General features: G+C 71.2%; 18 protein-coding genes, 1 pseudogene and 1 riboswitch. Of the genes and pseudogenes, 9 read left to right on the forward strand and 10 right to left on the reverse strand.

The features are described from left to right. Positions 1 to 11: 11 nt before the first annotated feature. Positions 12 to 1,199, forward strand: a complete 1,188-nt coding sequence (locus LIV37_RS28900; RefSeq protein ID WP_020870629.1) for a glutathionylspermidine synthase family protein — start codon at positions 12 to 14, stop codon at positions 1,197 to 1,199. An 84-nt stretch (positions 1,200 to 1,283) separates the two neighbouring features. Here LIV37_RS28900 and rocD read toward each other — a convergent pair whose 3' ends face one another. After that, positions 1,284 to 2,504 carry an ornithine--oxo-acid transaminase gene (gene rocD / locus LIV37_RS28905; protein ID WP_020870630.1) on the reverse strand — a complete coding sequence of 407 codons (1,221 nt, stop codon included), beginning with the start codon at positions 2,502 to 2,504 and terminating at the stop codon, positions 1,284 to 1,286. Positions 2,505 to 2,536: 32 nt separating this feature from the next. After that, positions 2,537 to 2,634: riboswitch (ZMP/ZTP riboswitch) on the forward strand. 40 nt (positions 2,635 to 2,674) lie between these two features. On the opposite strand from rocD, the gene LIV37_RS28910 reads away from it, so the two are divergent. Then, entirely contained in the window at positions 2,675 to 3,946 is a 1,272-nt protein-coding gene (locus LIV37_RS28910) for a serine hydroxymethyltransferase (protein ID WP_020870631.1), read from the forward strand. A gap of 326 nt (positions 3,947 to 4,272) precedes the next feature. Here LIV37_RS28910 and LIV37_RS28915 read toward each other — a convergent pair. After that, positions 4,273 to 4,839, reverse strand: a pseudogene (locus LIV37_RS28915) (RNA polymerase sigma factor); the annotation flags it as partial. Between the two features lie 76 nt (positions 4,840 to 4,915). Between LIV37_RS28915 and trpS the strand changes: the two are divergent. Next, positions 4,916 to 5,929 (forward strand): tryptophan--tRNA ligase, encoded by a 1,014-nt coding sequence (gene trpS, locus LIV37_RS28920; RefSeq protein WP_020870634.1) that lies wholly within the window; start codon positions 4,916 to 4,918, stop codon positions 5,927 to 5,929. Positions 5,930 to 6,163: 234 nt separating this feature from the next. Then, positions 6,164 to 6,763: a 2'-5' RNA ligase family protein gene (locus tag LIV37_RS28925; protein ID WP_020870635.1), complete on the forward strand. Its 600-nt coding sequence runs from the start codon at positions 6,164 to 6,166 to the stop codon at positions 6,761 to 6,763. Positions 6,764 to 6,855: 92 nt separating this feature from the next. Here LIV37_RS28925 and LIV37_RS28930 read toward each other — a convergent pair whose 3' ends face one another. Next, complete coding sequence (locus tag LIV37_RS28930; RefSeq protein WP_020870636.1) at positions 6,856 to 7,632, reverse strand: decaprenylphospho-beta-D-erythro-pentofuranosid-2-ulose 2-reductase; 777 nt, start codon at positions 7,630 to 7,632, stop codon at positions 6,856 to 6,858. A 170-nt stretch (positions 7,633 to 7,802) separates the two neighbouring features. On the opposite strand from LIV37_RS28930, the gene LIV37_RS28935 reads away from it, so the two are divergent. Beyond that, positions 7,803 to 8,837 (forward strand): YihY/virulence factor BrkB family protein, encoded by a 1,035-nt coding sequence (locus LIV37_RS28935; protein ID WP_121825201.1) that lies wholly within the window; start codon positions 7,803 to 7,805, stop codon positions 8,835 to 8,837. 92 nt (positions 8,838 to 8,929) lie between these two features. On the opposite strand, the gene LIV37_RS28940 is transcribed toward LIV37_RS28935, so the two are convergent. Then, a complete protein-coding gene (locus tag LIV37_RS28940; protein WP_020870638.1) occupies positions 8,930 to 10,306 on the reverse strand; it encodes a D-alanyl-D-alanine carboxypeptidase family protein in 1,377 nt (458 codons plus the stop codon). Between the two features lie 106 nt (positions 10,307 to 10,412). On the opposite strand from LIV37_RS28940, the gene LIV37_RS28945 reads away from it, so the two are divergent. Next, the gene (locus LIV37_RS28945; RefSeq protein WP_037953585.1) at positions 10,413 to 10,664 is read left to right on the forward strand and encodes an SCO4848 family membrane protein; all 252 of its coding nucleotides are present in this window, start codon (positions 10,413 to 10,415) and stop codon (positions 10,662 to 10,664) included. A gap of 81 nt (positions 10,665 to 10,745) precedes the next feature. Then, on the forward strand, positions 10,746 to 12,431 hold the full coding sequence (locus LIV37_RS28950) for a metallophosphoesterase (protein ID WP_020870640.1): 1,686 nt from the start codon (positions 10,746 to 10,748) through the stop codon (positions 12,429 to 12,431). 98 nt (positions 12,432 to 12,529) lie between these two features. On the opposite strand, the gene LIV37_RS28955 is transcribed toward LIV37_RS28950, so the two are convergent. From LIV37_RS28955 to LIV37_RS28980, 6 genes are all read right to left on the reverse strand, one after another. Continuing rightward, positions 12,530 to 13,879, reverse strand: a complete 1,350-nt coding sequence (locus tag LIV37_RS28955; protein ID WP_020870641.1) for a VanZ family protein — start codon at positions 13,877 to 13,879, stop codon at positions 12,530 to 12,532. Between the two features lie 135 nt (positions 13,880 to 14,014). Continuing rightward, the gene (locus LIV37_RS28960) at positions 14,015 to 14,788 is read right to left on the reverse strand and encodes a succinate dehydrogenase iron-sulfur subunit (protein WP_020870642.1); all 774 of its coding nucleotides are present in this window, start codon (positions 14,786 to 14,788) and stop codon (positions 14,015 to 14,017) included. Continuing rightward, a complete protein-coding gene (gene sdhA, locus LIV37_RS28965; RefSeq protein ID WP_020870643.1) occupies positions 14,788 to 16,542 on the reverse strand; it encodes a succinate dehydrogenase flavoprotein subunit in 1,755 nt (584 codons plus the stop codon). Before sdhA ends, LIV37_RS28960 begins: the two co-directional genes overlap by 1 nt. Positions 16,543 to 16,566: 24 nt before the next feature. Continuing rightward, entirely contained in the window at positions 16,567 to 17,037 is a 471-nt protein-coding gene (locus LIV37_RS28970) for a succinate dehydrogenase hydrophobic membrane anchor subunit (protein WP_020870644.1), read from the reverse strand. 5 nt (positions 17,038 to 17,042) lie between these two features. Next, a complete protein-coding gene (gene sdhC, locus LIV37_RS28975) occupies positions 17,043 to 17,423 on the reverse strand; it encodes a succinate dehydrogenase, cytochrome b556 subunit (RefSeq protein ID WP_037953444.1) in 381 nt (126 codons plus the stop codon). A gap of 156 nt (positions 17,424 to 17,579) precedes the next feature. Then, positions 17,580 to 18,152 (reverse strand): 2-oxo-4-hydroxy-4-carboxy-5-ureidoimidazoline decarboxylase, encoded by a 573-nt coding sequence (locus LIV37_RS28980; protein ID WP_214663081.1) that lies wholly within the window; start codon positions 18,150 to 18,152, stop codon positions 17,580 to 17,582. Between the two features lie 236 nt (positions 18,153 to 18,388). Between LIV37_RS28980 and LIV37_RS28985 the strand changes: the two genes are divergently transcribed. Continuing rightward, positions 18,389 to 20,035: a beta-N-acetylhexosaminidase gene (locus tag LIV37_RS28985; RefSeq protein WP_020870647.1), complete on the forward strand. Its 1,647-nt coding sequence runs from the start codon at positions 18,389 to 18,391 to the stop codon at positions 20,033 to 20,035. A 328-nt stretch (positions 20,036 to 20,363) separates the two neighbouring features. Beyond that, positions 20,364 to 21,404 carry a DUF4328 domain-containing protein gene (locus LIV37_RS28990; protein WP_121824386.1) on the forward strand — a complete coding sequence of 347 codons (1,041 nt, stop codon included), beginning with the start codon at positions 20,364 to 20,366 and terminating at the stop codon, positions 21,402 to 21,404. The last annotated feature ends 50 nt before the right edge of the window (positions 21,405 to 21,454 follow it).

Raw genomic sequence — 21,454 nt, forward strand, 5'->3', positions numbered from 1 at the left:
GCCGCCCCACGATGAAGCGCCACACCATCGACCCCCGCCCCGACTGGCAGTCCACGGTGGAGGAGCAGGGGGTCATCTATCCGCTGACCCGCTACCCGGACGGCTCGCTGCGCCCCTACTGGGACGAGAGCGCCTACTACGCCTTCTCGCTGCCCGAGGTCGAGGCGCTGGAGGAGGTCGTCGAGGAGCTGCACCGGATGTCGCTGGCGGCGGCCGCCCATATCGTCGGGACCGGCCGCTTCGCCGACCTCGGCATCGACGATCCGCGGCTGGCCGGGCTGATCGCCGAGTCCTGGCACCGCAGGGCCGAACAGCCCAGCGTCTACGGCCGGTTCGATCTGCGCCACGACGGTGAGTCGGGCCCGGCGAAGCTGCTGGAGTACAACGCCGACACACCCACCTCGCTGGTGGAGGCGGCCGGCGCGCAGTGGTTCTGGATGGAGGACCGCTTCCCGGGCGCCGACCAGTGGAACTCCCTCCATGAGCGGCTGGTGGACGCCTGGCGCGCTCAGGCGGCGCTGCTGCCGGCGGGGACGCCCCTGTACTTCGCCCATTCGGCCGGGGACGAGCTGGGCGAGGACCTGATGACGGTGGCCTACCTCCGCGAGACGGCCGAGCAGGCCGGGCTGAGGACCGAGGCGATCTCCATGGAGGACATCGGCTGGGAACGGCTGTCGGGCCGCTTCGTGGACAAGCGGTTCCGCTTCATCCGGAGCTGCTTCAAGCTCTACCCCTGGGAGTGGCTGGCCACCGACCGGTTCGGCCCGCATGTGCTGGACACGCTGGACAACGGCGGCGGCACCGGATCCACCCTGTGGATCGAACCGGCCTGGAAGATGCTGCTGTCCAACAAGGCGCTGCTGGCCGTGTTGTGGGAGCTCTTCCCGGGCCACCCCCATCTGCTGCCCGCCTACCTCGACGGCCCCCGGGAACTGGCCCGCACCACCGGCTATGTGGCCAAACCGCTGCTGGGCCGCGAGGGAGCGGGAGTCACCGTGCATCCGCCGGGCGAGGAGCCCGTCGTGCGCGACGAGCCGTGCTGCTACCAGGAACTGGCGCCGCTGCCCGACTTCGACGGCAACCGCGTGGTGCTCGGCGCCTGGGTGGTCGAGGGCGAGTCGGCGGGGCTCGGCATCCGCGAGTCGGCGGGGCTGGTGACGGATGAGTACGCGCGCTTCCTCCCGCACGTCATCCTCTGAGCCGCGCGGGCCCACCGAGCTGTACGGGCCCACCGAGCTGTACCGGGGCCACCGAGCTGTACGGGCCCACCGAGCGGTACGCGTTCACTCGGCCAGCACCGCCCTCAGCTGATCCAGCCCCCACTCCAGATCCTCCTCGCTGATCACCAGGGGCGGGGCGATCCGGACCGTGGTGCCATGGGTGTCCTTGACCAGCACTCCGCGGTCCATCAGCCGCTCGGAGATCTGCCGCCCGGTGCCCCGCGACGGATCGATGTCCACACCCGCCCACAGCCCCCGGCCGCGCACCTCCTGGATCCCCCTTCCCAGCAGCAGCCCCAGCTCCCGGTGGAGCAGCTCGCCCAGCGTGGCCGAGTGGCGCTGGAACTCCCCGGTCCGCACCATGGCGATGACCTCCAAAGCGACCGCGCAGGCGAGCGGGGAGCCGCCGAAGGTGGAGCCGTGCTCCCCGGGGCGGTGCACCCCGAGGACCTCGCGGGAGGACACCACCGCCGACACCGGCACCACCCCGCCGCCCAGCGCCTTGCCCAGCACATAGGCGTCCGGGACCACGCCCTCGTGCTCACAGGCGAAGGTGGTGCCGGTGCGGCCGAGGCCCGACTGGATCTCATCGGCGATGAACAGCACATTCCGCTCCCGGGTCAGCTCCCGGACCCCCGCCAGATAGCCGGGCGGCGGCACCACCACCCCCGCCTCGCCCTGGATCGGCTCCAGCAGCACCGCGACCGTCTCCTCGGGCGCTGCGTCGAGCGTCGCCGCCATCGCCGCCAGATCCCCGTACGGCACGATCGAGAACCCCGGGGTGAAGGGGCCGTGGTCGGCGCGGGCCTCGGGATCGGTGGAGAAGCTGATGAGGGTGGTCGTCCGGCCGTGGAAGTTGTTCCCGGCGGCGATGATCCTGGCCCGGCCGTCCGGGACGCCCTTGATCCGGTAGCCCCATTTGCGGGCGGTCTTGACGGCCGTCTCCATCGCCTCCGCCCCCGTGTTCATCGGCAGCACCATCTCCATGCCGCACAGCTCGGCCAGCTCGGAGCAGAAGGCGCCGAAGCGGTCGTGGTGGAAGGCGCGGGACGTGAGGGTGACCCGGTCCAGCTGGGCCTTGGCGGCCTCGATCAGCCTGCGGTTGCGATGCCCGAAGTTGAGCGCCGAGTATCCGGCGAGCAGATCGAGATAGCGGCGGCCCTCGACATCGGTCATCCAGGCGCCTTCGGCGGACGCGACGACGACCGGCAGCGGATGGTAGTTGTGCGCGCCATGGGCCTCGGCGGCGGCGATGGCCCGCTCCGCGGAGCGTCCCGGTCCCATCTTGTCCTCCTTGTCTCACTAGCTAGAGTGGGGGTGCGCACCGTGACTGGCGAGCCGAGCGTGGAACCGACCACGAGGAAGCGATGCGCGGCCACAGCGCCACGAGGTGCCGCCCGCCTGGGCACCCCGGGACACGACCGGACCGTCACCGATCGCCCCGGAGGAACTCGATGAGCCTGCCCCTGTCCCATCCCGCCCTGCTCGCCGCCGACCCCGAACTGGCCTCCCTCGTCGGCTCCGAGGAACTGCTGCAGTCCGAGACCCTGCGCCTGATCCCGAGCGAGAACTATGTCTCCGCCGCCGTCCTGGAGGCCTCCGGGACGGTGTTGCAGAACAAGTACAGCGAGGGCTATGCGGGCCGCCGCTACTACGAGGGCCAGCAGGTCATCGACCAGGTGGAGACCCTGGCGATCAACCGGGCCAAGGCCGTCTTCGGCGCCGAGCACGCCAATGTCCAGCCCTACTCCGGCTCGCCCGCCAACCTCGCGGTTTATCTGGCCTTCGCCCGGCCCGGTGACACCGTGATGGGCATGTCACTGCCCATGGGTGGTCATCTCACCCACGGCTGGGGCGTCTCCGCCACCGGCAGCTGGTTCCGCGGTGTCCAGTACGGGGTGCGGCAGGACACCGGCGTGATCGACTTCGACCAGGTGCGCGGGCTGGCCCGCAAGGAGCGGCCCAAGCTGATCTTCTGCGGTGGCACGGCGGTGCCCCGCACGATCGACTTCGCCGCCTTCGCGGAGATCGCCCGAGAGGTGGACGCCGTGCTCGTGGCCGATATCGCGCATATCGCCGGTCTGATCGCGGGCGGCGCCCATCCCTCGCCCGTCCCGTACGCCGATGTCATCTCCACCACCACCCATAAGACGCTCCGGGGTCCGCGCGGCGCGATGCTGATGTCGCGCGAGACCCATGCCAAGGCCATCGACAAGGCCGTTTTCCCCGGGCTCCAGGGCGGTCCGCACAACCAGACCACCGCCGCCATCGCGGTGGCCCTGCACGAGGCCGCCCAGCCCGCCTTCCGTGACTACGCCGGGGCCGTGGTCGCCAACGCCAAGGCGCTCGCCGGGGAACTGCTCGCCCGCGGCTTCGACCTGGTCTCCGGCGGTACCGACAACCATCTGATCCTGATGGACCTGACGCCCAAGGAGGTGCCGGGCAAGGTCGCGGCCAAGGCCCTGGACCAGGCCGGGATCGTGGTGAACTACAACACCGTCCCGTACGACCCGCGCAAGCCCTTCGACCCCTCCGGCATCCGGATCGGCACTCCCTCCCTCACCTCGCGCGGTCTGACCACCGAGCACATGCCCGCGGTGGCCGACTGGATCGACCGCGGGGTGACCGCCGCGAAGAGCGGTGACGAGGGTGCCCTCACCAAGATCAGGGCCGAGGTGTCCGAGCTGATGGCGGCCTACCCGGCGCCCGGTCTGCCGACCGGCTGACCCCCGGCGCGGGGCCCTGCCCGGCCTCCAGGCCGGGCAGCGGCCGCCACCACTGCTCCTCCAGGATCCGGTCGTCGTCGGCCACCGGCACCGGCAGGCCCACGATCCGGGCCAGCACCCGCTCGACCAGCGTCTCCCCGCCCGCCGCCGGGACGCCGCCCTCCGCCGCCCCCGAGGGCGCGCCGCCCTCCGGCGCCACGCCGCCCTCCTGCGACACGCCGTGCCGCGACGGCGCGCCGGACGGCGGTATCCCCGGCCCCCGCCCGAGCGCCCGCAGCTCTCCGGGCAGCCCCTCCTCGGCCATCTCCCGCGCCTCCCCACTCCATCTCATCGGCCGTCTCCCTCTCGGTCTCCGACGTCTCCGACGGCCCCAGCAGCCGCTCCAGCCGTCTCAGGGCGCGGCTCAGCCGCGATTTCACCGTGCCGCGCGGCCAGCCCAGCGCCTCCGCGGTCTCCCCCTCGTCCAGATCCAGCAGATAGCGGTAAATCACCACCCGCCGCTGCGGCTCGCTCAGCTCCTCCAGCGCGGCCAGCAGCCGCGCCCGCCGCTCGCCCGCCAGCGCCACGGCCGCCGGATCGGCTGACTCCGGTATCACCGGCTCGGCTCCGGCGAGCAGCGCCCCCTCCCGGTCCGCCGCCGTGCGCCTCCGGCGCGCCGAGCGCACCGCGTTACTCGTCTCATGGGCGACGATCCGCAGCAGCCAGGGGCGGAACGCCGCCTCGCTCTGGAACCGCCCGAGCGCGAGATACGCCTTCACAAAGGCGTCCTGCACCACATCCTCGGCATCCGCGCCCGCCCCGAGCAGCCGGGCGGTGCGGTGCGCGATCGGCGCATGGGCCCGCACCAGCTCGGCATACGCCTCGGCGTCGCCGGCCCGCACCCGCGCGATGATCTGTGCTTCACCAGTCCTCACACATCTCATACACCGGCGGACGGAGTCCGGTTCCACACCTGAGAGAATGGGTGCCATGGCCCTCGATCGTCCCCGTGCGCTCTCCGGTATCCAGCCCACCGCAGGTTCCTTCCATCTCGGCAACTACCTCGGTGCGATCCGGCAGTACGTCGCGCTGCAGGAGACCCACGACGCGTTCTACACCGTGGTCGACCTGCACGCGATCACCGTGCCGCAGGATCCGGCGGAGCTGCGCGCCAACAGCCGGCTCGCCGCCGCCCAGCTGCTCGCCTCCGGCCTGGACCCGGACCGCTGCACGCTCTTCATCCAGAGCCATGTGCCCGAGCACGCCCAGCTCGGCTGGGTGATGAACTGTCTCACCGGCTTCGGCGAGGCGTCCCGGATGACGCAGTTCAAGGACAAGTCGGCCAAGCACGGCGCCGACCGGGCCACCGTCGGCCTGTTCACCTACCCGATCCTCCAGGTCGCGGACATCCTGCTCTACCAGGCCAATCACGTCCCCGTCGGCGAGGACCAGCGCCAGCACATCGAGCTCACCCGTGATCTGGCCGACCGCTTCAACGGCCGCTTCGGTGAGATCTTCACCGTCCCCGAGCCGTACATCGTCAAGGAGACGGGGAAGATCTACGACCTCCAGGACCCGACGATCAAGATGAGCAAGTCGGCGTCCACGCCGAAGGGCATCGTCAGCCTCCTCGACGAGCCCAAGGTCTCGGCAAAGAAGATCAAGAGCGCGGTGACCGACCTCGAGACGGAGATCCGCTTCGACGAGGAGAAGAAGCCGGGCGTCAGCAATCTGCTGACCATCTACTCCACCCTGACCGGCACCGCCATCGCGGAGTTGGAGCGCCGTTACGAGGGCAAGGGCTACGGCGCGCTCAAGACCGACCTCTCCGAGGTGCTGGTCGAGTGGGTCACGCCGTTCCGCGAGCGGACCCAGGAATACCTGGGCGACCCCGCGACGTTGGACGGAATCCTGGCCAAGGGCGCGGACAAGGCCCGAGCCGTCGCCGCCGACACGCTGGCCGCCACCTACGACAAGGTGGGCTTCCTGCCCGCCGTTCGCTGAGCGGCACACCGGCCGCCGTGCGCACCACCCGGTGAGCACGGCGCGCCCCGCGCCCGTACCAATACGGACGCGCGGACAGCGGAACACACCGGTCCGGCCCCCTGACCAGGGGGCCTTTGGACGGGTGTGCCAAAGGACCGAGGAATCTAGCCGCGAGGGCGGCGCAGCCGCCACACTGACACGGGTGCAGCGGCCAGAACCCAGCAGCCCGGGAGGGCCAGGAGGGAGAACGCAGTGGGGACCGTAACGCTCGGCGTTTCGATCGCGGTCCCGGAGCCGTACGGCAGCTTCCTCCAGGAGCGGCGCGCGGGCTTCGGGGACCCGGCCGCCCATGGCATCCCCACGCATGTGACCCTCCTGCCGCCGACCGAGGTCGACGTCTCGGCGCTGCCCGCCGTGGAGGACCATCTGGCGCGGGTCGCGGCCGAGGGGCGGCCGTTCCCGATGCGGCTGGAGGGCACCGGCACCTTCCGGCCGCTCTCGCCGGTGGTCTTCGTCAGGATCGTCGAGGGCGCGGAGGAGTGCGCGGCGCTCCAGGAGCGGATCCGGGCGGAGTCCGGGCCGTGCGCGCGTGAGCTGCAGTTCCCGTACCACCCGCATGTCACGGTCGCGCACGGCATCGACGAGGAGGCGATGGACCGGGCGTTCGTGGAGCTCAAGGAGTACGAGGCCGCGTGGACGATCACCGGCTTCGCGCTGTACGAGCAGGGGGCGGACGAGGTCTGGCAGTTGGACCGCGAATATCCCTTCGGGGCGGATGAACAGCCGGGCGGTGCCCAGCCCGTGGTGCCCCGTCAGGCCGATCTCTCGCGCCCGGCGGCACCCTCTCACTGAGCGCTCCGCCGGAACGCTCCGCCGGGGTTCCGGTGCGTCGGTCAGCCGCGGGCCCGTCGTGGCCGGTCGCGCCCACGCGGCGGAGCCGCACATCAACACGGCCCCGCCCCCCTGCGGGGCCCGCCCAGCCGGGAGACGGCGCGGGGCAGCAGGCGGGGTGCCGCCGTCATCAGCCGCAGCGCGCCCGGCACCCAGACGACCGGGGCGCGCCGCCGCAGCCCCTCCTCGATGGCCTCGGCGACCGCCTGCGGCGTGGTGGCCAGCGGTGCGGGCCGCAGCCCGGCCGTGAGCTTCGTACGGACGAAGCCGGGGCGTACGACCATCACATGGACGCCCGTGCCGCGCAGCGCGTCCCCCAGCCCCCGGGCGAACGCGTCGAGCCCGGCCTTGGCGGAGGCGTGGATGAAGTCGGTGCGGCGGACCCGTCCGGCGGCGGCCGATGAGAGCACCACCAGCGAGCCATGGCCCTGGCGGCGCATGGCGTTGGCGCAGATCAGGGCCGCGGAGACGGCGCCGGTGTAGTTGGTCTGGGCGACCCGGACCGCCGCCGGGGGATCGGTCTCGTCCCGCGCCTGGACGCCCAGGACGCCGAAGGCCAGCAGCACCAGGTCGATGTCGCCCTCGGCGAAGACCTTGCCCAGGGTCACCTCGTGGGCCTCGGGGGCGAGCGCGTCGAAGGGCACCGTAAGGGTGTCGGCACCGAGGTCCCGCAACTGCCGCGCGGTCGACTCCAGGGCGGGCGAGGGACGGCCGGCCAGCCAGACCGTACGGGCGCGGCGGGTGATCAGGCGGCGGACGGTCGCCAGGGCGATCTCGGAGGTGCCGCCCAGGACGAGCAGCGACTGCGGGGAACCGACGACGTCCTTCATGGGGGGAACTTATCCGCACGATCCGGAGCATATGGAGTGATCGTGCGTCCGTATGCGCGCCCTCACCGAAAAGAGTGATGAGGGGAGCGCCGGTCCGGGGAACCCGGATATCCGTACCTCGCGCCCGGCGCGCCGAGGAGTGACAACGCGCAGAAGGGTAGTTGCTGATCATGGAATCGTTGACCCGGCTGCCTGTCGTCGGCCCCGCCCTGGCCTGGCTGATGCGCTCCCACGCCTGGCGTACGTACGAACGGCTCGACCGCGTCCACTGGACCCGGCTCGCCGCCGCGATCACGTTCACCAGCTTCATCGCCTTCTTCCCGCTCATCGCCGTCGGGGCGGCGATCGGCGCGGCGACGCTCACCCAGGCACAGATGGCGCAGCTCCAGAAGAAGCTCGCCCAGCAGATCCCCGGTATCTCCGGCCAGCTCGACCTGGGCGCACTCGTCCAGAACGCCGCCACGATCGGGGTCGTCGCGGGCGCCCTGCTGCTGTTCACCGGCATCAGCTGGGTGGGCTCGCTGCGCGAGTGCCTGCGCGCCGTATGGGAGCTGGAGGAGGACCCCGGCAACCCGCTGGTGCGGAAGGTCAAGGACGCGTTCGTGCTGATCGGGCTGGGCGGGGTGGCGCTCGTCTCGTTCGCCGTGTCCGCCCTGGCCGCCACCGCCGTGGGCCGGGTCGCCCGGCTCATCGGCATCCCCGAGAACGGGGTCGGCGGCTGGCTGCTGCGGATCGCCGCGTTCCTCATCGCCGTCGGCGCCGACGTCCTGCTGCTGTGCTACGTGCTGACCTGGCTCCCGGGCGTGGAGCCGCCGCGCCGTACGGTCGCGGTCGCCGCGCTCATCGGGGCGATCGGCTTCGAACTGCTCAAGCTGCTGCTCAGCAGCTATCTGAAGGACGTGGCGGCCAAGAGCATGTACGGGGCGTTCGGGGTGCCCATCGCACTGCTGCTGTGGATCAACTTCACCGCGAAACTCACGTTGTACTGCGCCGCCTGGACCGCCATCCCGCCCGCCGCCCAGGCCGAGCACGAGGCGGAATGGGCGGCCGAGGCGGACAAGGCCCAGCCGTCCGAACCGGAGGAGCCGCCCGAGCCGGAGGAGTCGTCGGAGCCGTCCGGGCGGCCCGAGCCGTCGGGGCCGCCCGAGCCGGAGGTCGAGAAGCACCGCGCCGGCGGGCCGGAAGGCCCGCCGGCGGCGGCGTGACAACGGACGGCGGCGACCGTAAGGGGACCACGGCGGACCGTAGGGCGGCCACGGCGACCGTAAGGTGGCCACGGCCGCCGTCAGGGCTTCGCTCAGTCGCGCGAGCGGCGGCGCACCAGCTCCGGGAGCGGCCAGCGGCGGTGCACCCCGAAGGCCACCGCGCCCAGCAGCGCCAGGGAGCCGCCCGTGATGCCCATCGCGGTCCACATGCCGCCCGAACTTCCGCCGTCCGCCGAGACGGACGCCTGGGCGTGCTTATGGCCGTCCTCGCCACCGGCCGAGGGGTGGTTCGCGCCCGCCGCGCCCGGCCGGACGAGGGTGCCGACCGGGTTCACCGAGCCCGACGCCTTGAACCCCCAGTCGAAGAGCTTCGCGGTCTCCTTGTAGACCTCGTTCGGCTGCTGCTCCTGCGGATTCATGACGGTGACCAGCAGTACCCGGTCGCCGCGCTGGGCGACTCCGGTGAAGGTGGCGCCCGCGTTCGTGGTGTTGCCGTTCTTGACCCCGGCGATGCCCTTGTAGGGCTCCACGCCGAGGCCGGTCAGCAGCCGGTTGGTGTTCTGGATGCCGAAGCTGGAGCGGGTCTTCTTGCCCTTCTTGTCCTTCTCGAACACACCGGGGAACTGCGCGGTCGCCGTCGAGCAGTACTCCCGGAAATCCGCCTTCTGCAGCCCCGAGCGGGCGAAGAGGGTCAGGTCGTACGCGCTGCTGACCTGGCCCTTCTCGTCGTAGCCGTCCGGGGTGACCACATGGGTGTCCCGGGCGTTCAGGTACTTCGCGTGTGCCTGCATCTCCCTTACGGTCGCCGGGACCCCGCCGTTCATGGCCGCCAGCACATGCACCGCGTCGTTGCCCGAGCGCAGGAAGACGCCGAGCCACAGGTCGTGGACCGAGTAGGTGTAGTTCTCCTTGACCCCGACCAGGCTGCTGCCCTCACCCATTCCCTCCAGGTCGGACAGCTGCACCTTGTGGGTCTTCGTCTTCGGCATCTTCGGCAGCAGCGTGTCCGCGAACAGCATCTTCAGCGTGGACGCGGGCGGCAGCTGCCAGTGGGCGTTGTGCGAGGCGAGCACATCGCCCGACTCGGCGTCGGCCACCAGCCACGACTTCCCGCTGAGCCCCTTGGGCAGCGCGGGCGCGCCCGGCTTCGGGTCCACCTGGGTGTCGGGGCGGCCGAGCCGCTTCCCGCCCACCGTGGACATGTGCGCGGGCGGCTTGACCGCGTCGGCCGAGCCGCCCGGCTGGTCGGCGGCGTGCGCCGGGGCGGCGGCGAGCGGACCGCACAGCAGGAGGGCGGCGGCGGTGGCGGCCAGCGGAGCCACGGCGCGGCGGGCGGGGGTGCGGCCCTTGCCGGAGATCTTGCCGGTGCTCTCGCCGGAGATCTTGCCGGCGCTCTTGTCGATGCTCTCGCCGGTGCGCTTACGGGTGCTGTGTCGGACGTGAGTGCTGGTGAAGGAAGGTGTGGGCACGGAGGTGAACGTACCTCGCGTCGCTGAGGAGAGCGACAGCAGCGCCGACGTATTGACGGCAGACCCCCGCGTGGAGGTATGGGAGGTCGTGCCCATACTGGAGACCATGAAGCTCAGCCGCCCCGTGTCCTGGTTCCTGCTCGCCTTCGGGGTCTGGAGCTGGGTCATCTGGTTCACCTTTGTCAAAAATTTGTGGAAGGACGCCAGCGGACTCGCCTTCGACGACTCCGGCGACCCCACCGCGTACTTTTGGGTGCATCTGCTGCTCGCGATCACCTCGTTTCTCTTGGGGACGGCGATCGGGGTGATCGGGTTGCGTGGTGTGCGCGCCCTGCGCCGGAACGACGCCTCCGAGTAGCCGTTCCAGGCCGCCGTGGCAGGCAGACACAGCCGCAGCCGTGGCAGGTGGTCGGGTAGTGGCTAGGGGAGGGGACCGGGGATGGTCGTGCTCTACGTCCTGATCGCACTGGTCGTCGTCGGTCTGCTGACCGGCGTCCACTGGTACGTGTGGCGGCGGCTCGTCCGCGACACCACGGCGCGCGGGGGGTGGGCGCGCCGTACGGGCACGGCGGCGGCCTTCGCGCTGCCGCTGATCAGCGTCGGCGCGCTGATCGCGGGCCGCGCGGGCGCGCCCTTCCCCCTCCAGCGCGCCCTCGCCTGGCCGGGCTACCTCTGGCTCGCCCTCCTCCTGTACCTGACCCTGGCCCTCCTGGCGGGCGAGGCGGTACGCCCCCTGCTGCGCGCCTGGCTGAGCCGTAGCGAGCCCGCTGATGTGCGGTCGGCCGAGGGCCCGGGGGTGTCAGGCGGACTGCCGACGGCGTTCGCCGACCACAGTGGCGCCGCCGCTCCGGCTCCCGCTCCCGCTCCGGCGGCCGTCGGCACGGGCGGCCGCGAGGGCGCGGCGGCCGAAGGCGGCGCGGGCTCAGCGGCCGGAGATGGCCTGGGCGCCGCTGTGGTGAGTGAAGCCGAGGCCGTCGCCGACGGGGCCATCGAGGCCCCGGCCGGGGCAGTGGGGCCCACTGCGGCCGGGGCGGCCAAGGTCGCCGAGGGCGACGCCGCCAAGCCCATCCCGCAGGCGCCTGCCAAGGCCACCCCGCAGGCGGCTGCCAAGCCCATCCCGCAGGCGGCTGCCAAGGCCACCCCGCAGGCGCCTGCCAAGCCCATCCCGCAGGCGGCTGCCAAGGCCACCCCGCAGGCGGCTGCCAAGGCCACCCCGCAGGCGGCCGCCGAGCCCACCGCACAGACGGCCGCCGAGGCGGCCAAGGGCGGCGCGGCGGATGCCGGGGACGCGGCCCCCGCGCCCTCTCGCCGTCTCTTCGTCGCGCGGGCCGTCGCCGTCGGGGCCACCGCCGTGGCGGCCGGGACGGTCGGGTACGGGACGTACACCGTGTTGCGTGGGCCGCGGGTCAAGCGGATCACCGTGCCGCTCGCCAGGCTGCCGCGCCGGGCGCACGGCTTCCGGATCGCCGTCGTCAGCGATATCCACCTCGGGCCGATCCTGGGCCGCGACCACACCCGGCGGGTGGTCGAGGCGGTCAATCGCACCAACCCCGACCTCGTCGCCGTCGTCGGCGACCTCGTGGACGGCAGCGTGGCCGACCTCGGCCCGGCCGCCGAGCCGCTGCGCGGGCTGAGCGCCCGCCACGGCAGCTACTTCGTCACCGGCAACCACGAGTACTACTCGGGCGCCGCCGAGTGGGTGGACCACGTCCGCGAACTGGGCCTGCGGCCCCTGGAGAACGAGCGCACCGAGCTGCCCGGCTTCGATCTCGCCGGGGTGAACGACGTCGCGGGCGAGAGCGAGGGCCACGGCCCCGACTTCGGCAAGGCGCTCGGCGACCGCGACCGCTCACGCGCCTCCGTGCTGCTCGCCCATCAGCCGGTGGTGATCCACGACGCGGTGAGGGCGGGCGTGGACCTCCAGCTCTCCGGCCATACCCACGGCGGTCAGCTGTGGCCCGGCAACTATGTGGCCGAGCTCGCCAACCCCACCGCCGCCGGGCTCGACCGGTACGGCGACACCCAGCTCTATGTGACCCGTGGCGCGGGCGCGTGGGGCCCGCCGGTACGGGTCGGGGCGCCCCCGGACGTCACCGTCGTGGAGCTCGCCTCGACCCGCGCCTGAGCGACCGCCGTCACGTGGGCGACTGCCGTCACGTGGGCGACTGCCGTCACGTGGGCGACTGCCGTCACGTCAGCCCGCCTCACGTCAGCCGCCCAGCGTCAGCGGGAATTGGCGGCGGACCCCTGATCCTTCGCCGGACCGGGGCCGGTGGTGACCAGGGTGGCCACGGGACGGCCGGGTGCGGCGGCCGGTGCCTCGGCGTCCGCCCGCGCCACCGGGAGCGGGGCACGGTCGGCAGCCTGTCCCGCCCCCCGCGCCGCCGCCAGCACCGCCCGCCTGTGCGGCAGCGTCGCGTTGCGGATGCCCGAGACGCGGTCGTGCGGGGCCAGCCGGTCCGGGTGGCGCAGCGTCTTCCGTACGCAGACCGCCGTCAGCGTGAATCCGACCATCACCGCCAGCAGCTGAGTGGGGCTCAGCGCCATGAGGATCGCCGCCGCGCCCTGCGTGCCCGAGTCGCGGACGGTGGCGAACAGGCCGGACGGATACGGCTCGTTCAGCAGCGTCAGCACCGCCAGGAACAGCCCCGCCAGGAACGGCATCATCAGCGCCCCGATCAGCAGCGCGCGCAGGGTCAGCCGCCAGGCCACCAGCGGGCCGCCGTCGTCCGCCACCAGCTTCAGCAGCAACAGCCGCTTTCCGGGGGTCGCCCCGGTCGCCAGCGGCAGCAGTACGAACCAGGCCACGAAGATTCCCACCAGCATCCAGGTCGGGGCCGACCCGTCCTGGTGGATCATCACGGCGGCGGTGAACACCGAGGCGACGACATATCCGGCCACGTCCACGACCAGCGCCGTCAGCCGCCGTCCGAACGGCACCGGGCGCGCCGCCAGCGCCCGCCCGTCCAGCATCTCCAGCGCGGGCAGCATCCGCGCGACCGGCCCGGCCAGCAGCCAGCCGATCACCGCTCCCGAGGTGTTGACGATCAGGTCGTCCACGTCGAAGAGGCGGTACGGGCAGCTGTAGAGGCCCCACACCCCGGTCCACTGTGTCAGCTCGAAGGACAGCGAGATGGCGAGGCCGATCGCGGCGGCGGCGGGCAGCGAGCGTCGGAAGTGATAGCGCAGGAAGACTCCGAGCGGCAGGAGCAGCAGCAGGTTGAAGACGGTCCCGGCGACGGCGGGGTTCTGGAGGACCAGCGCGTTGAGCCCGATCTTGTGGTGCGCCTCCTTCCAGATGTCGCTGAAGGTGTTCCCGGGCACCCACTGCGGATGAGCCACCATCGCGAACCGCCGGCACATGTCGGCGGTCTGCTTCGGCAGCGGCACGATCGTCATGCAGTAGGCGGTGAGCAGGTAGTAGAGGAAGCCGTAGAGCGACAGCGTCCGCCCCGGGGACATCACGCCGTGACGGCGGTAGAGGGTGACGGCTGTCGGCAGCAGCAATAAGAGTGCCAGCAGGGGGAAGAGTGCGGCAGCGGTCTTGATCGGGAGAGCGTAGGCGGTGGCCATGCACACGACTATACGCGACGTGTATACTCACTGTGCATAGTTCCCCAGTACGCGTCGGAACGACGAAGGCCCCGCCCCCGGAAACCCGGGAAGCGGGGCCCTCGCCCACAAGCTCCTACGGAGCCACAGCCCGCCTCAGAAGCGCCGCGTGATCAGCGCGCGCTTCACCTCCTGGATGGCCTTCGTGACCTCGATCCCTCGCGGGCACGCCTCCGTGCAGTTGAAGGTCGTACGGCAGCGCCAGACGCCGTCCTTGTCGTTCAGGATCTCCAGCCGCTGCTCACCACCCTCGTCACGCGAGTCGAAGATGAAGCGGTGCGCGTTGACGATCGCCGCCGGGCCGAAGTACTGGCCGTCGTTCCAGAACACCGGGCACGACGAGGTGCACGCGGCGCACAGGATGCACTTGGTGGTGTCGTCGAACCGCTCGCGGTCCGCCGCGGACTGCAGCCGCTCACGCGTCGGCTCGTTGCCGGTCGTGATCAGGAAGGGCATCACATCGCGGTACGCCTGGAAGAACGGCTCCATGTCCACGATCAGGTCCTTGAGGACCGTGAGCCCCTTGATCGGCTCGACCGTGATGGGCTTCTCCGGGCTGATGTCCTTGATCAGCGTCTTGCAGGCCAGCCGGTTGCGACCGTTGATCCGCATCGCGTCGGATCCGCAGATGCCGTGGGCGCAGGAGCGGCGGAAGGTCAGGGTGCCGTCCAGCTCCCACTTGATCTTGTGGAGACCGTCGAGGACGCGCTCCTTCGGATCCATGTCGATCTGGAAGTCCTCCCAGACCGCCTGGTCCGAGACCTCCGGGTTGAAGCGCCGGATCCGGAAGGTGACGGTGATCAGGTGCGAGGCGGTGGCGTCGGCCGCCTCGGGGGCCCGGTCGGACTTCTCGAGAGTGGGGGTGCTCATCAGTACTTACGCTCCATCGGCTGGTAGCGGGTCTGCACGACCGGCTTGTAGTCGAGGCGGATGGACTCGGACCCGTCCGCGCCCACCTCTCGGTACGCCATGGTGTGCCGCATGAAGTTGACGTCGTCGCGGTTCGGGTAGTCCTCACGGTAGTGACCGCCGCGCGACTCCTTGCGGGCCAGGGCGGAGATGGCCATGACCTCGGCGAGGTCGAGCAGGTTGCCCAGCTCGATGGCCTCCAGCAGATCGGTGTTGAACCGCTTGCCCTTGTCCTGGACGCTGACGTTCCGGAAGCGCTCGCGCAGGTGGCCGATCTCCTCGACGGCCTCCTTGAGCGTCTGCTCGGTGCGGAAGACCATGACGTTCTTGTCCATGGTCTCCTGGAGCGCCTTGCGGACCTCGGTGACCCGCTCGGTGCCGGTGGCGTCCCGCAGGTTCTCGACCTGCGCCTGGACGAACGCGGCCGGGTCCTCCGGGAGCTCGACGAAGTCGGCCGTGGCGGAGTACTCCGCGGCGGCGATGCCCGCCCGGCGGCCGAAGACGTTGATGTCGAGCAGCGAGTTGGTGCCCAGGCGGTTGGCGCCGTGCACCGAGACGCAGGCGACCTCGCCGGCCGCGTACAGGCCGGGCACGACGGTGTCGTTGTCCGCCAGCACCTCGCCCTGGACGTTGGTCGGGATGCCGCCCATCGTGTAGTGCGCGGTGGGCTGGATCGGGATCGGGTCCGTGTACGGCTCGATGCCGAGGTAGGTCCGCGCGAACTCGGTGATGTCGGGCAGCTTGGCGTCCAGCTGCTCCGGCGGCAGGTGGGTGAGGTCCAGGTAGACGTGGTCGCCCTCGGGACCGCAGCCGCGGCCCTCGCGGATCTCGGTGTAGATCGACCGCGAGACCACGTCGCGCGAGGCGAGGTCCTTCATGACCGGCGCGTACTTCTCCATGAAGCGCTCGCCGTCCTTGTTGCGGAGGATGCCGCCCTCACCGCGGGCGCCCTCCGTCAGCAGGATGCCCATGCGCCAGATGCCGGTCGGGTGGAACTGGAAGAACTCCATGTCCTCCAGTGGCAGCCCGCGCCGGTAGGCGACCGCCTGGCCGTCACCGGTGAGGGTGTGGGCGTTGGAGGTCACCTTGAAGAACTTGCCGCAGCCGCCCGAGGCGAAGACGACGGCCTTCGCCTGGAAGACGTGCAGCTCGCCGGTGGCCAGCTCGTACGCCACGACACCCGCGGTGCGCTTGACCCCGTCGACCTCGGTCATCAGGAGGTCCAGGACGTAGAACTCGTTGTAGAACTCCACGCCCTCCTTGACGCAGTTCTGGTACAGCGTCTGGAGGATCATGTGACCGGTGCGGTCCGAGGCGTAGCAGGACCGGCGGACCGGGGCCTCGCCGTGGTTGCGGCTGTGGCCGCCGAAGCGGCGCTGGTCGATGGTGCCGTTCGGGGTCCGGTTGAACGGCAGGCCCATCTTCTCGAGGTCCAGGACCGAGTCGATGGCCTCCTTCGCCAGGATCTCGGCGGCGTCCTGGTCGACCAGGTAGTCACCGCCCTTGATCGTGTCGAAGGTGTGCCACTCCCAGTTGTCCTCCTCGACGTTGGCGAGGGCGGCGGCCATGCCGCCCTGCGCGGCGCCCGTGTGGGACCGGGTCGGGTAGAGCTTGGTGAGCACCGCGGTGCGGCTGCGCTTGGTCGACTCGATGGCCGCGCGCATTCCGGCCCCGCCGGCGCCGACGATGACGGTGTCGTACTTGTGGATCTTCATGAGTGGATACCTCAGCCCCGGGGCCTAGCGGATGTTCGGGTCGAAGGTGAAGATCACCAGAGTGCCGAGCACGATGGTGAATCCCGCCGCCGTGTAGAGCAGCGCCTTCAGCCACAGGCGGGTGTTGTCCCGCTCCGCGTAGTCGTTGATGATCGTGCGCAGGCCGTTCGCGCCGTGCAGCGTGGCGAGCCAGAGCATGATCAGATCCCATGCCTGCCAGAACGGCGAGGCCCAGCGGCCGGCCACGAAGGCGAAGCCGATCTTGGTGACACCGCCGTCCAGTACCAGCTGGATCAGCAGATGGCCCAGGACCAGGACGACCAGCAGGATGCCGGACAGGCGCATGAAGAGCCAGCCGTACATCTCGAAGTTCGTCCGGGTCGCCCTGGGCGTCTTACGGGTGCGGGCCCGCGGCGGCTCGATGACCGGCGCCGGGTGATCCACGTCGTACGCGCTGACCGCGTCGCTCGCGGGGGTGGTGGTCTCGGCGGACATGTGCGTCAGCTCCCGAACAGTTCGCGCAGCGTGTGCTGGAGGACCGGGTAGAAGGCACCGGCCATCAGCACGACCCAGATACCGACGACGCCCCAGAGCATCTGACGCTGGTACCTCGCGCCCTTGGACCAGAAGTCGACGGCGATGACGCGCAGGCCGTTGAGGGCGTGAAACAGGATGGCGGCCACCAGGCCGTACTCCATCAGGTTCACGACGGGATTCTTGTACGTGGCGACCACGTCGTCGTACGCCTCGGGCGAGACGCGGACCAACGAGGTGTCCAGCACATGTACGAACAGGAAGAAGAAGATGAGGACGCCGGTGACTCGGTGAGCCACCCAGGACCACATGCCTTCCCGGCCGCGATACAGCGTTCCAGCCGGCACGGAAAAACCCTCCGGAAGCGGGATTGGGGCCTGCCGGCTTCACGGTCGGTCGGGCCCGGCCGGGTACGGTCCACCGGCCCTGGCCATCGTACCGACGTGTTGTCGGAGGGTTCCTCCGGGGGGCTCAAGTGTGATCGATCAAGCACGGACGGGCGATCACGCGATCCGGAACCCGGGCACTTCCGGCAAACGGTACCGATTCCCGGTCAGTCGGACCAGTCTGCCGCGGGCGATGCGCCGCAGCTCTTCGGCGGTGTTGTCCCGCTCCCGCTCCCGCTCGTTGCCCAGCCGGTCCCGGATCCCGGTCAGCAGCCGGTCCAGCCGCTCCTCGGGCGGCAGACCATCCAGACAGATGACGAAAACGTGACCGAACCGACGCTCGTACGCGTCGTGGGCGGCCTGGAGCGCGGTGTGCGCCGCCAGCGACCCCAGGCTGTCCGCGGGCGGCAGCTCATGGCCGACGACCGACTCGTCCGCGAGCGCCTCGTCCAGATCGGCGGGGGTGAGGTCATAGCTGGCCTCGTCCCCGGCGGCCAGCAGTGCCTCCAGATCCGGGTACGGGCGGTGGGCCGCGATCAGCCGGGCCCAGCGGCGGCTGCCGCAACAGGCGAGGAACGCGGCCTCGGCCGCGTCGGCGGCGGCGGTGTTGAGCCGGTCGAGGCGGGAGGCGGTGGCGCGGGACCTGGACCTGGACAGCGTGGACTCCTCGGACACGCATGGGGCGCGCATGGGAACGGACACCCGGGAGAAACGGACCCGGGGGAGGCGTGGGACACATGGGCTGGGCGCGTGAGCAGTACACGCTAACGACGCGGGGAGGTGGGTGTGCCGGAGGGAACGCGATATCACCCGAACGGGGAGGTTTTACCGCATGCGGTGGACGGCATTCGGGGCGCAGGGCTTTTTTCGGCCACAAGCGGCCGAACGCATGAAACGGGGAGGGCCCGAGGAGGAGGTGCACCGCCATGGGATTGCCGCTCAGAGCCACCAAGGCGTCCTGCGTCCGCGGTCTCATCGCGGGGGCCACCGTCACGCTCCTCCTGACGGCCCTCGGCTGTCAGCAGACGGACGGCGGGCACCGCCCGCCGGGCACCCACTCGCCCGCGCGGTCCTCCCCACACGCCACGACCGCCACCTCGGCGCGGTCCCCCTCGGCCGTCCCGCCGCACCGCACGGCGGCCTCCGCGCCGCCCCGCACCATCCCCTCCGTCCGCGACTTCACCCCGGCCTCGGGCCCCGGCTGGCGGCCCGCCGACGACAGCCGGGTGGTGGCCGACCTCAAGGGCCCGCTCGCCGACGAGGCCCGCATGATCGCCGCGGAGCTGGGGCTGCGCACCACCTCCGGCCCCGCCCGCCGCGGTGACCTCTCCCTCGCCCTCGCCCCGAAGGAGAGCGGCGGCGGCGAGGCGTACACCCTGAAGGTCACGGGCGGCCGCGCCCGGATCACCGGCCCGGCCGAGGCGGGCGTCTTCTACGGCACCCGCACCGTGAAACAGGCCCTGCGCTCCGGCGGCCGGCTCCCCGAGGGCGTGATCCACGACCGGCCCGGCCGCGCCCAGCGCGGCCTCAACCTGGACATCGCGCGCAAATTCTTCTCGGTCGGCTGGATCGAGGCCCGGATGCGTGAAATGGCCGACCTCAAGCTCAACCAGCTGGCGCTGCACTTCTCGGACGATCAGGGCTTCCGCATCCAGAGCACCGGCCACCCCGAGATCGTCTCGTCCCAGCACCTCACCAAGGACCAGGTCCGGCAGATCGTCGCGCTCGGGCAGCGGCTGCACATCACCGTCATCCCCGAGATCGACTCGCCGGGCCACCTCGGCGCCGTCATCCGGGCCCATCCACAGCTCCAGCTGCGCAACGCGGGCGGCACCACGTTCCAGGGCTCGGTGGACATCTCCAATCCGGCCGCGGCCCGCATCGTCGACGACCTGATGCGCGAGTACGCCCCGCTCTTCCCCGGCCGCTGGTGGCACCTGGGCGCCGATGAGTACCTCGCGCTGACCGTCAAGGACCCCCAGGTGTCGTTCCCCGAGCTGGCGGCCGCCGCCAAGCGGAAGTACGGCCCCAGCGCCCGGGTGCAGGACCTGGTCACCGGCTGGCTGAACGACCGGGCCCGGCTCGCGCGGCAGCTCGGCAAGCAGCCCAAGGCGTGGAACGACGGCTTCTTCGCGGGCGGCGTCGTCCAGCCCGCCAAGGACATCGAGGTCGAGTACTGGACGGGACGGCTGAAGGAGACGGCACGTCCGCCGCTGGAGTATCTGAAGGAGGGCCGCAAGGTGGTCAACCTCAACGACTCCTTCCTCTATTACGTGCTCGGCGAGCCCGGCGGCTTCACCTATCCGACCGGGGAACGCATTTACGAGGACTGGTCCCCGGCGGTACTGCGCGGCTCCACGCCCATCGCCGACAAGAGCCTGACCGGGCCCGACCGGATCCTCGGCGCCCGCCTCGCGATCTGGGGCGACCAGCCCGAGGCCCAGACCCCCGTCCAGGTGGCCCAGGGCATCCGGCTGCCGCTCGCGGCACTGGCGCAGCGGGTGTGGGACCCCGGGAAGCCGCCGCTGAGCTGGTCCGGCTTCACCCGGCTCGCGGAGCGGCTGGGGGTCTGAGCAGGGAAATCCCTCGAACTCGGAGAGCGCTCCGGGAGGGAGGAAAGAAGGACGGTCGGGGCCGCCACCCCCCACAGGAGAGGCCCCGACCGTCGATCAGGAGAGCCCGCAAGAGGCTCGTACCCCTTACAGCGTCGCACGCCTCGATTGCGTCACACCTCCCCTTGGACGAAACCGGGGACTTCACCCCGCTGCCCGGGGCTCGTTCCACTCTGGACGGGACCGGTCGGATGCCCGTAACGTGCAGGTCCGCGCTCTGGGCGCGGTCAGAGGCTCATTTTCTCGCGTGGCCCGGAGCGGTCACGTTCCCAGGGGGACTCAAAAGACCATGTATCCGTGTGGGAACTGCCGCGCTGTCGCCGTCGGCCCCGACGGGCGCTGTGCCGCATGCGGGACCTACCAGCAGCAGCTTCAGCAGCCGTCCGGACCCCCGCAGCAGCCGTCCGTCCCGCCGCAGAGCCCGCCGATGCCCGGCGGCTACGGCTACCCGGCCGCTCCGCCGATGGGCATGCCGACCGGCGGGGTCGATCTGCGGCGCGGGCTTTCCACCACGCTCGTCGTGCTGTTCGGGCTGGCACTGCCCGCGCTCATCTTCCTCCTGGTGGCGCGATCCGGCCAGTACAGCGTGATCGGGGACATGCTGGACGCGGTCGAGGGCAAGTCGGTCTCCATCACCGAGGACGACCTCAACGACGCCGACGACATGTTCACCACGGCCCAGGTCATCTACTCGCTGCTCACCGTCGCGATCGCCGTGGTCTGGGCGGTCTGGTTCCGGCGGCTGCGGCTGAACGCCGAGGTCTTCGCCCCCGGCCAGCACCGCTTCAGCAGCGGCTGGGCGGCCGGTTCGTGGTTCACCCCGGTGGTCAACCTCTGGTTCCCCAAGCAGATCGCCAACGACATCTGGCGGGCCAGCTCCCCGCAGGGGCCGCAGGCCGTCAGCCGCGGTGTACTGGGCGGCTGGTGGGTCACCTGGATCGTGGCGCTGGTCACCAACGCCGTCGGCGGGATCCGGTACAACCTGCTGCGGGGCAAGGTGGAGGGCGACGACTACGCCCCTTCTCCCTCGGAGGCGAAGAGCGACATCGAGAGCCTGCACTCCATCCTGGCCTTCGACATGTTCGCCATCGTGATCTTCATGGCCGCGGCGGTCCTGGCGCTGCTGCTGGTCCGGCAGATCACCGCGATGCAGGAGCAGCGGGCCTCGCTGCCCCCGCAGATGGCCGGTCCGGCTCCGTACGGGATGCCTTCTCCGAACCCGTACGGCTCCCCGGCCCCCGGCCCCGCGCCGTATGGTGCCCCTCAGATGCCGCCGACCCCGCCGCCCGGCCAGCCCGGTCAGCAGTACCCGCCCTACGGGCAGGGCTAGCCCGCGGGTTACGCCGGAATCGACTGGACCACGGATTCTCCGAGTGGGGC

Source organism: Streptomyces rapamycinicus NRRL 5491 (assembly GCF_024298965.1).
GTDB classification, from domain to species: Bacteria; Actinomycetota; Actinomycetes; order Streptomycetales; family Streptomycetaceae; genus Streptomyces; species Streptomyces rapamycinicus.

What these genes read in the sequence shown, in the direction of transcription:
- LIV37_RS28955 (WP_020870641.1), bottom strand. Translation starts at nt 13,879, where the DNA reads ATGGCCACCGCCTACGCTCTCCCGATCAAGACCGCTGCCGCACTCTTC.
- LIV37_RS28930 (WP_020870636.1), bottom strand. Translation starts at nt 7,632, where the DNA reads ATGAAGGACGTCGTCGGTTCCCCGCAGTCGCTGCTCGTCCTGGGCGGC.
- LIV37_RS28980 (WP_214663081.1), bottom strand. Translation starts at nt 18,152, where the DNA reads ATGCGCGCCCCATGCGTGTCCGAGGAGTCCACGCTGTCCAGGTCCAGG.
- LIV37_RS28935 (WP_121825201.1), top strand. Translation starts at nt 7,803, where the DNA reads ATGGAATCGTTGACCCGGCTGCCTGTCGTCGGCCCCGCCCTGGCCTGG.
- sdhA (WP_020870643.1), bottom strand. Translation starts at nt 16,542, where the DNA reads ATGAAGATCCACAAGTACGACACCGTCATCGTCGGCGCCGGCGGGGCC.
- LIV37_RS28950 (WP_020870640.1), top strand. Translation starts at nt 10,746, where the DNA reads ATGGTCGTGCTCTACGTCCTGATCGCACTGGTCGTCGTCGGTCTGCTG.
- trpS (WP_020870634.1), top strand. Translation starts at nt 4,916, where the DNA reads ATGGCCCTCGATCGTCCCCGTGCGCTCTCCGGTATCCAGCCCACCGCA.
- LIV37_RS28985 (WP_020870647.1), top strand. Translation starts at nt 18,389, where the DNA reads ATGGGATTGCCGCTCAGAGCCACCAAGGCGTCCTGCGTCCGCGGTCTC.
- LIV37_RS28960 (WP_020870642.1), bottom strand. Translation starts at nt 14,788, where the DNA reads ATGAGCACCCCCACTCTCGAGAAGTCCGACCGGGCCCCCGAGGCGGCC.
- rocD (WP_020870630.1), bottom strand. Translation starts at nt 2,504, where the DNA reads ATGGGACCGGGACGCTCCGCGGAGCGGGCCATCGCCGCCGCCGAGGCC.
- LIV37_RS28970 (WP_020870644.1), bottom strand. Translation starts at nt 17,037, where the DNA reads ATGTCCGCCGAGACCACCACCCCCGCGAGCGACGCGGTCAGCGCGTAC.
- LIV37_RS28990 (WP_121824386.1), top strand. Translation starts at nt 20,364, where the DNA reads ATGTATCCGTGTGGGAACTGCCGCGCTGTCGCCGTCGGCCCCGACGGG.
- LIV37_RS28900 (WP_020870629.1), top strand. Translation starts at nt 12, where the DNA reads ATGAAGCGCCACACCATCGACCCCCGCCCCGACTGGCAGTCCACGGTG.
- LIV37_RS28945 (WP_037953585.1), top strand. Translation starts at nt 10,413, where the DNA reads ATGAAGCTCAGCCGCCCCGTGTCCTGGTTCCTGCTCGCCTTCGGGGTC.
- LIV37_RS28910 (WP_020870631.1), top strand. Translation starts at nt 2,675, where the DNA reads ATGAGCCTGCCCCTGTCCCATCCCGCCCTGCTCGCCGCCGACCCCGAA.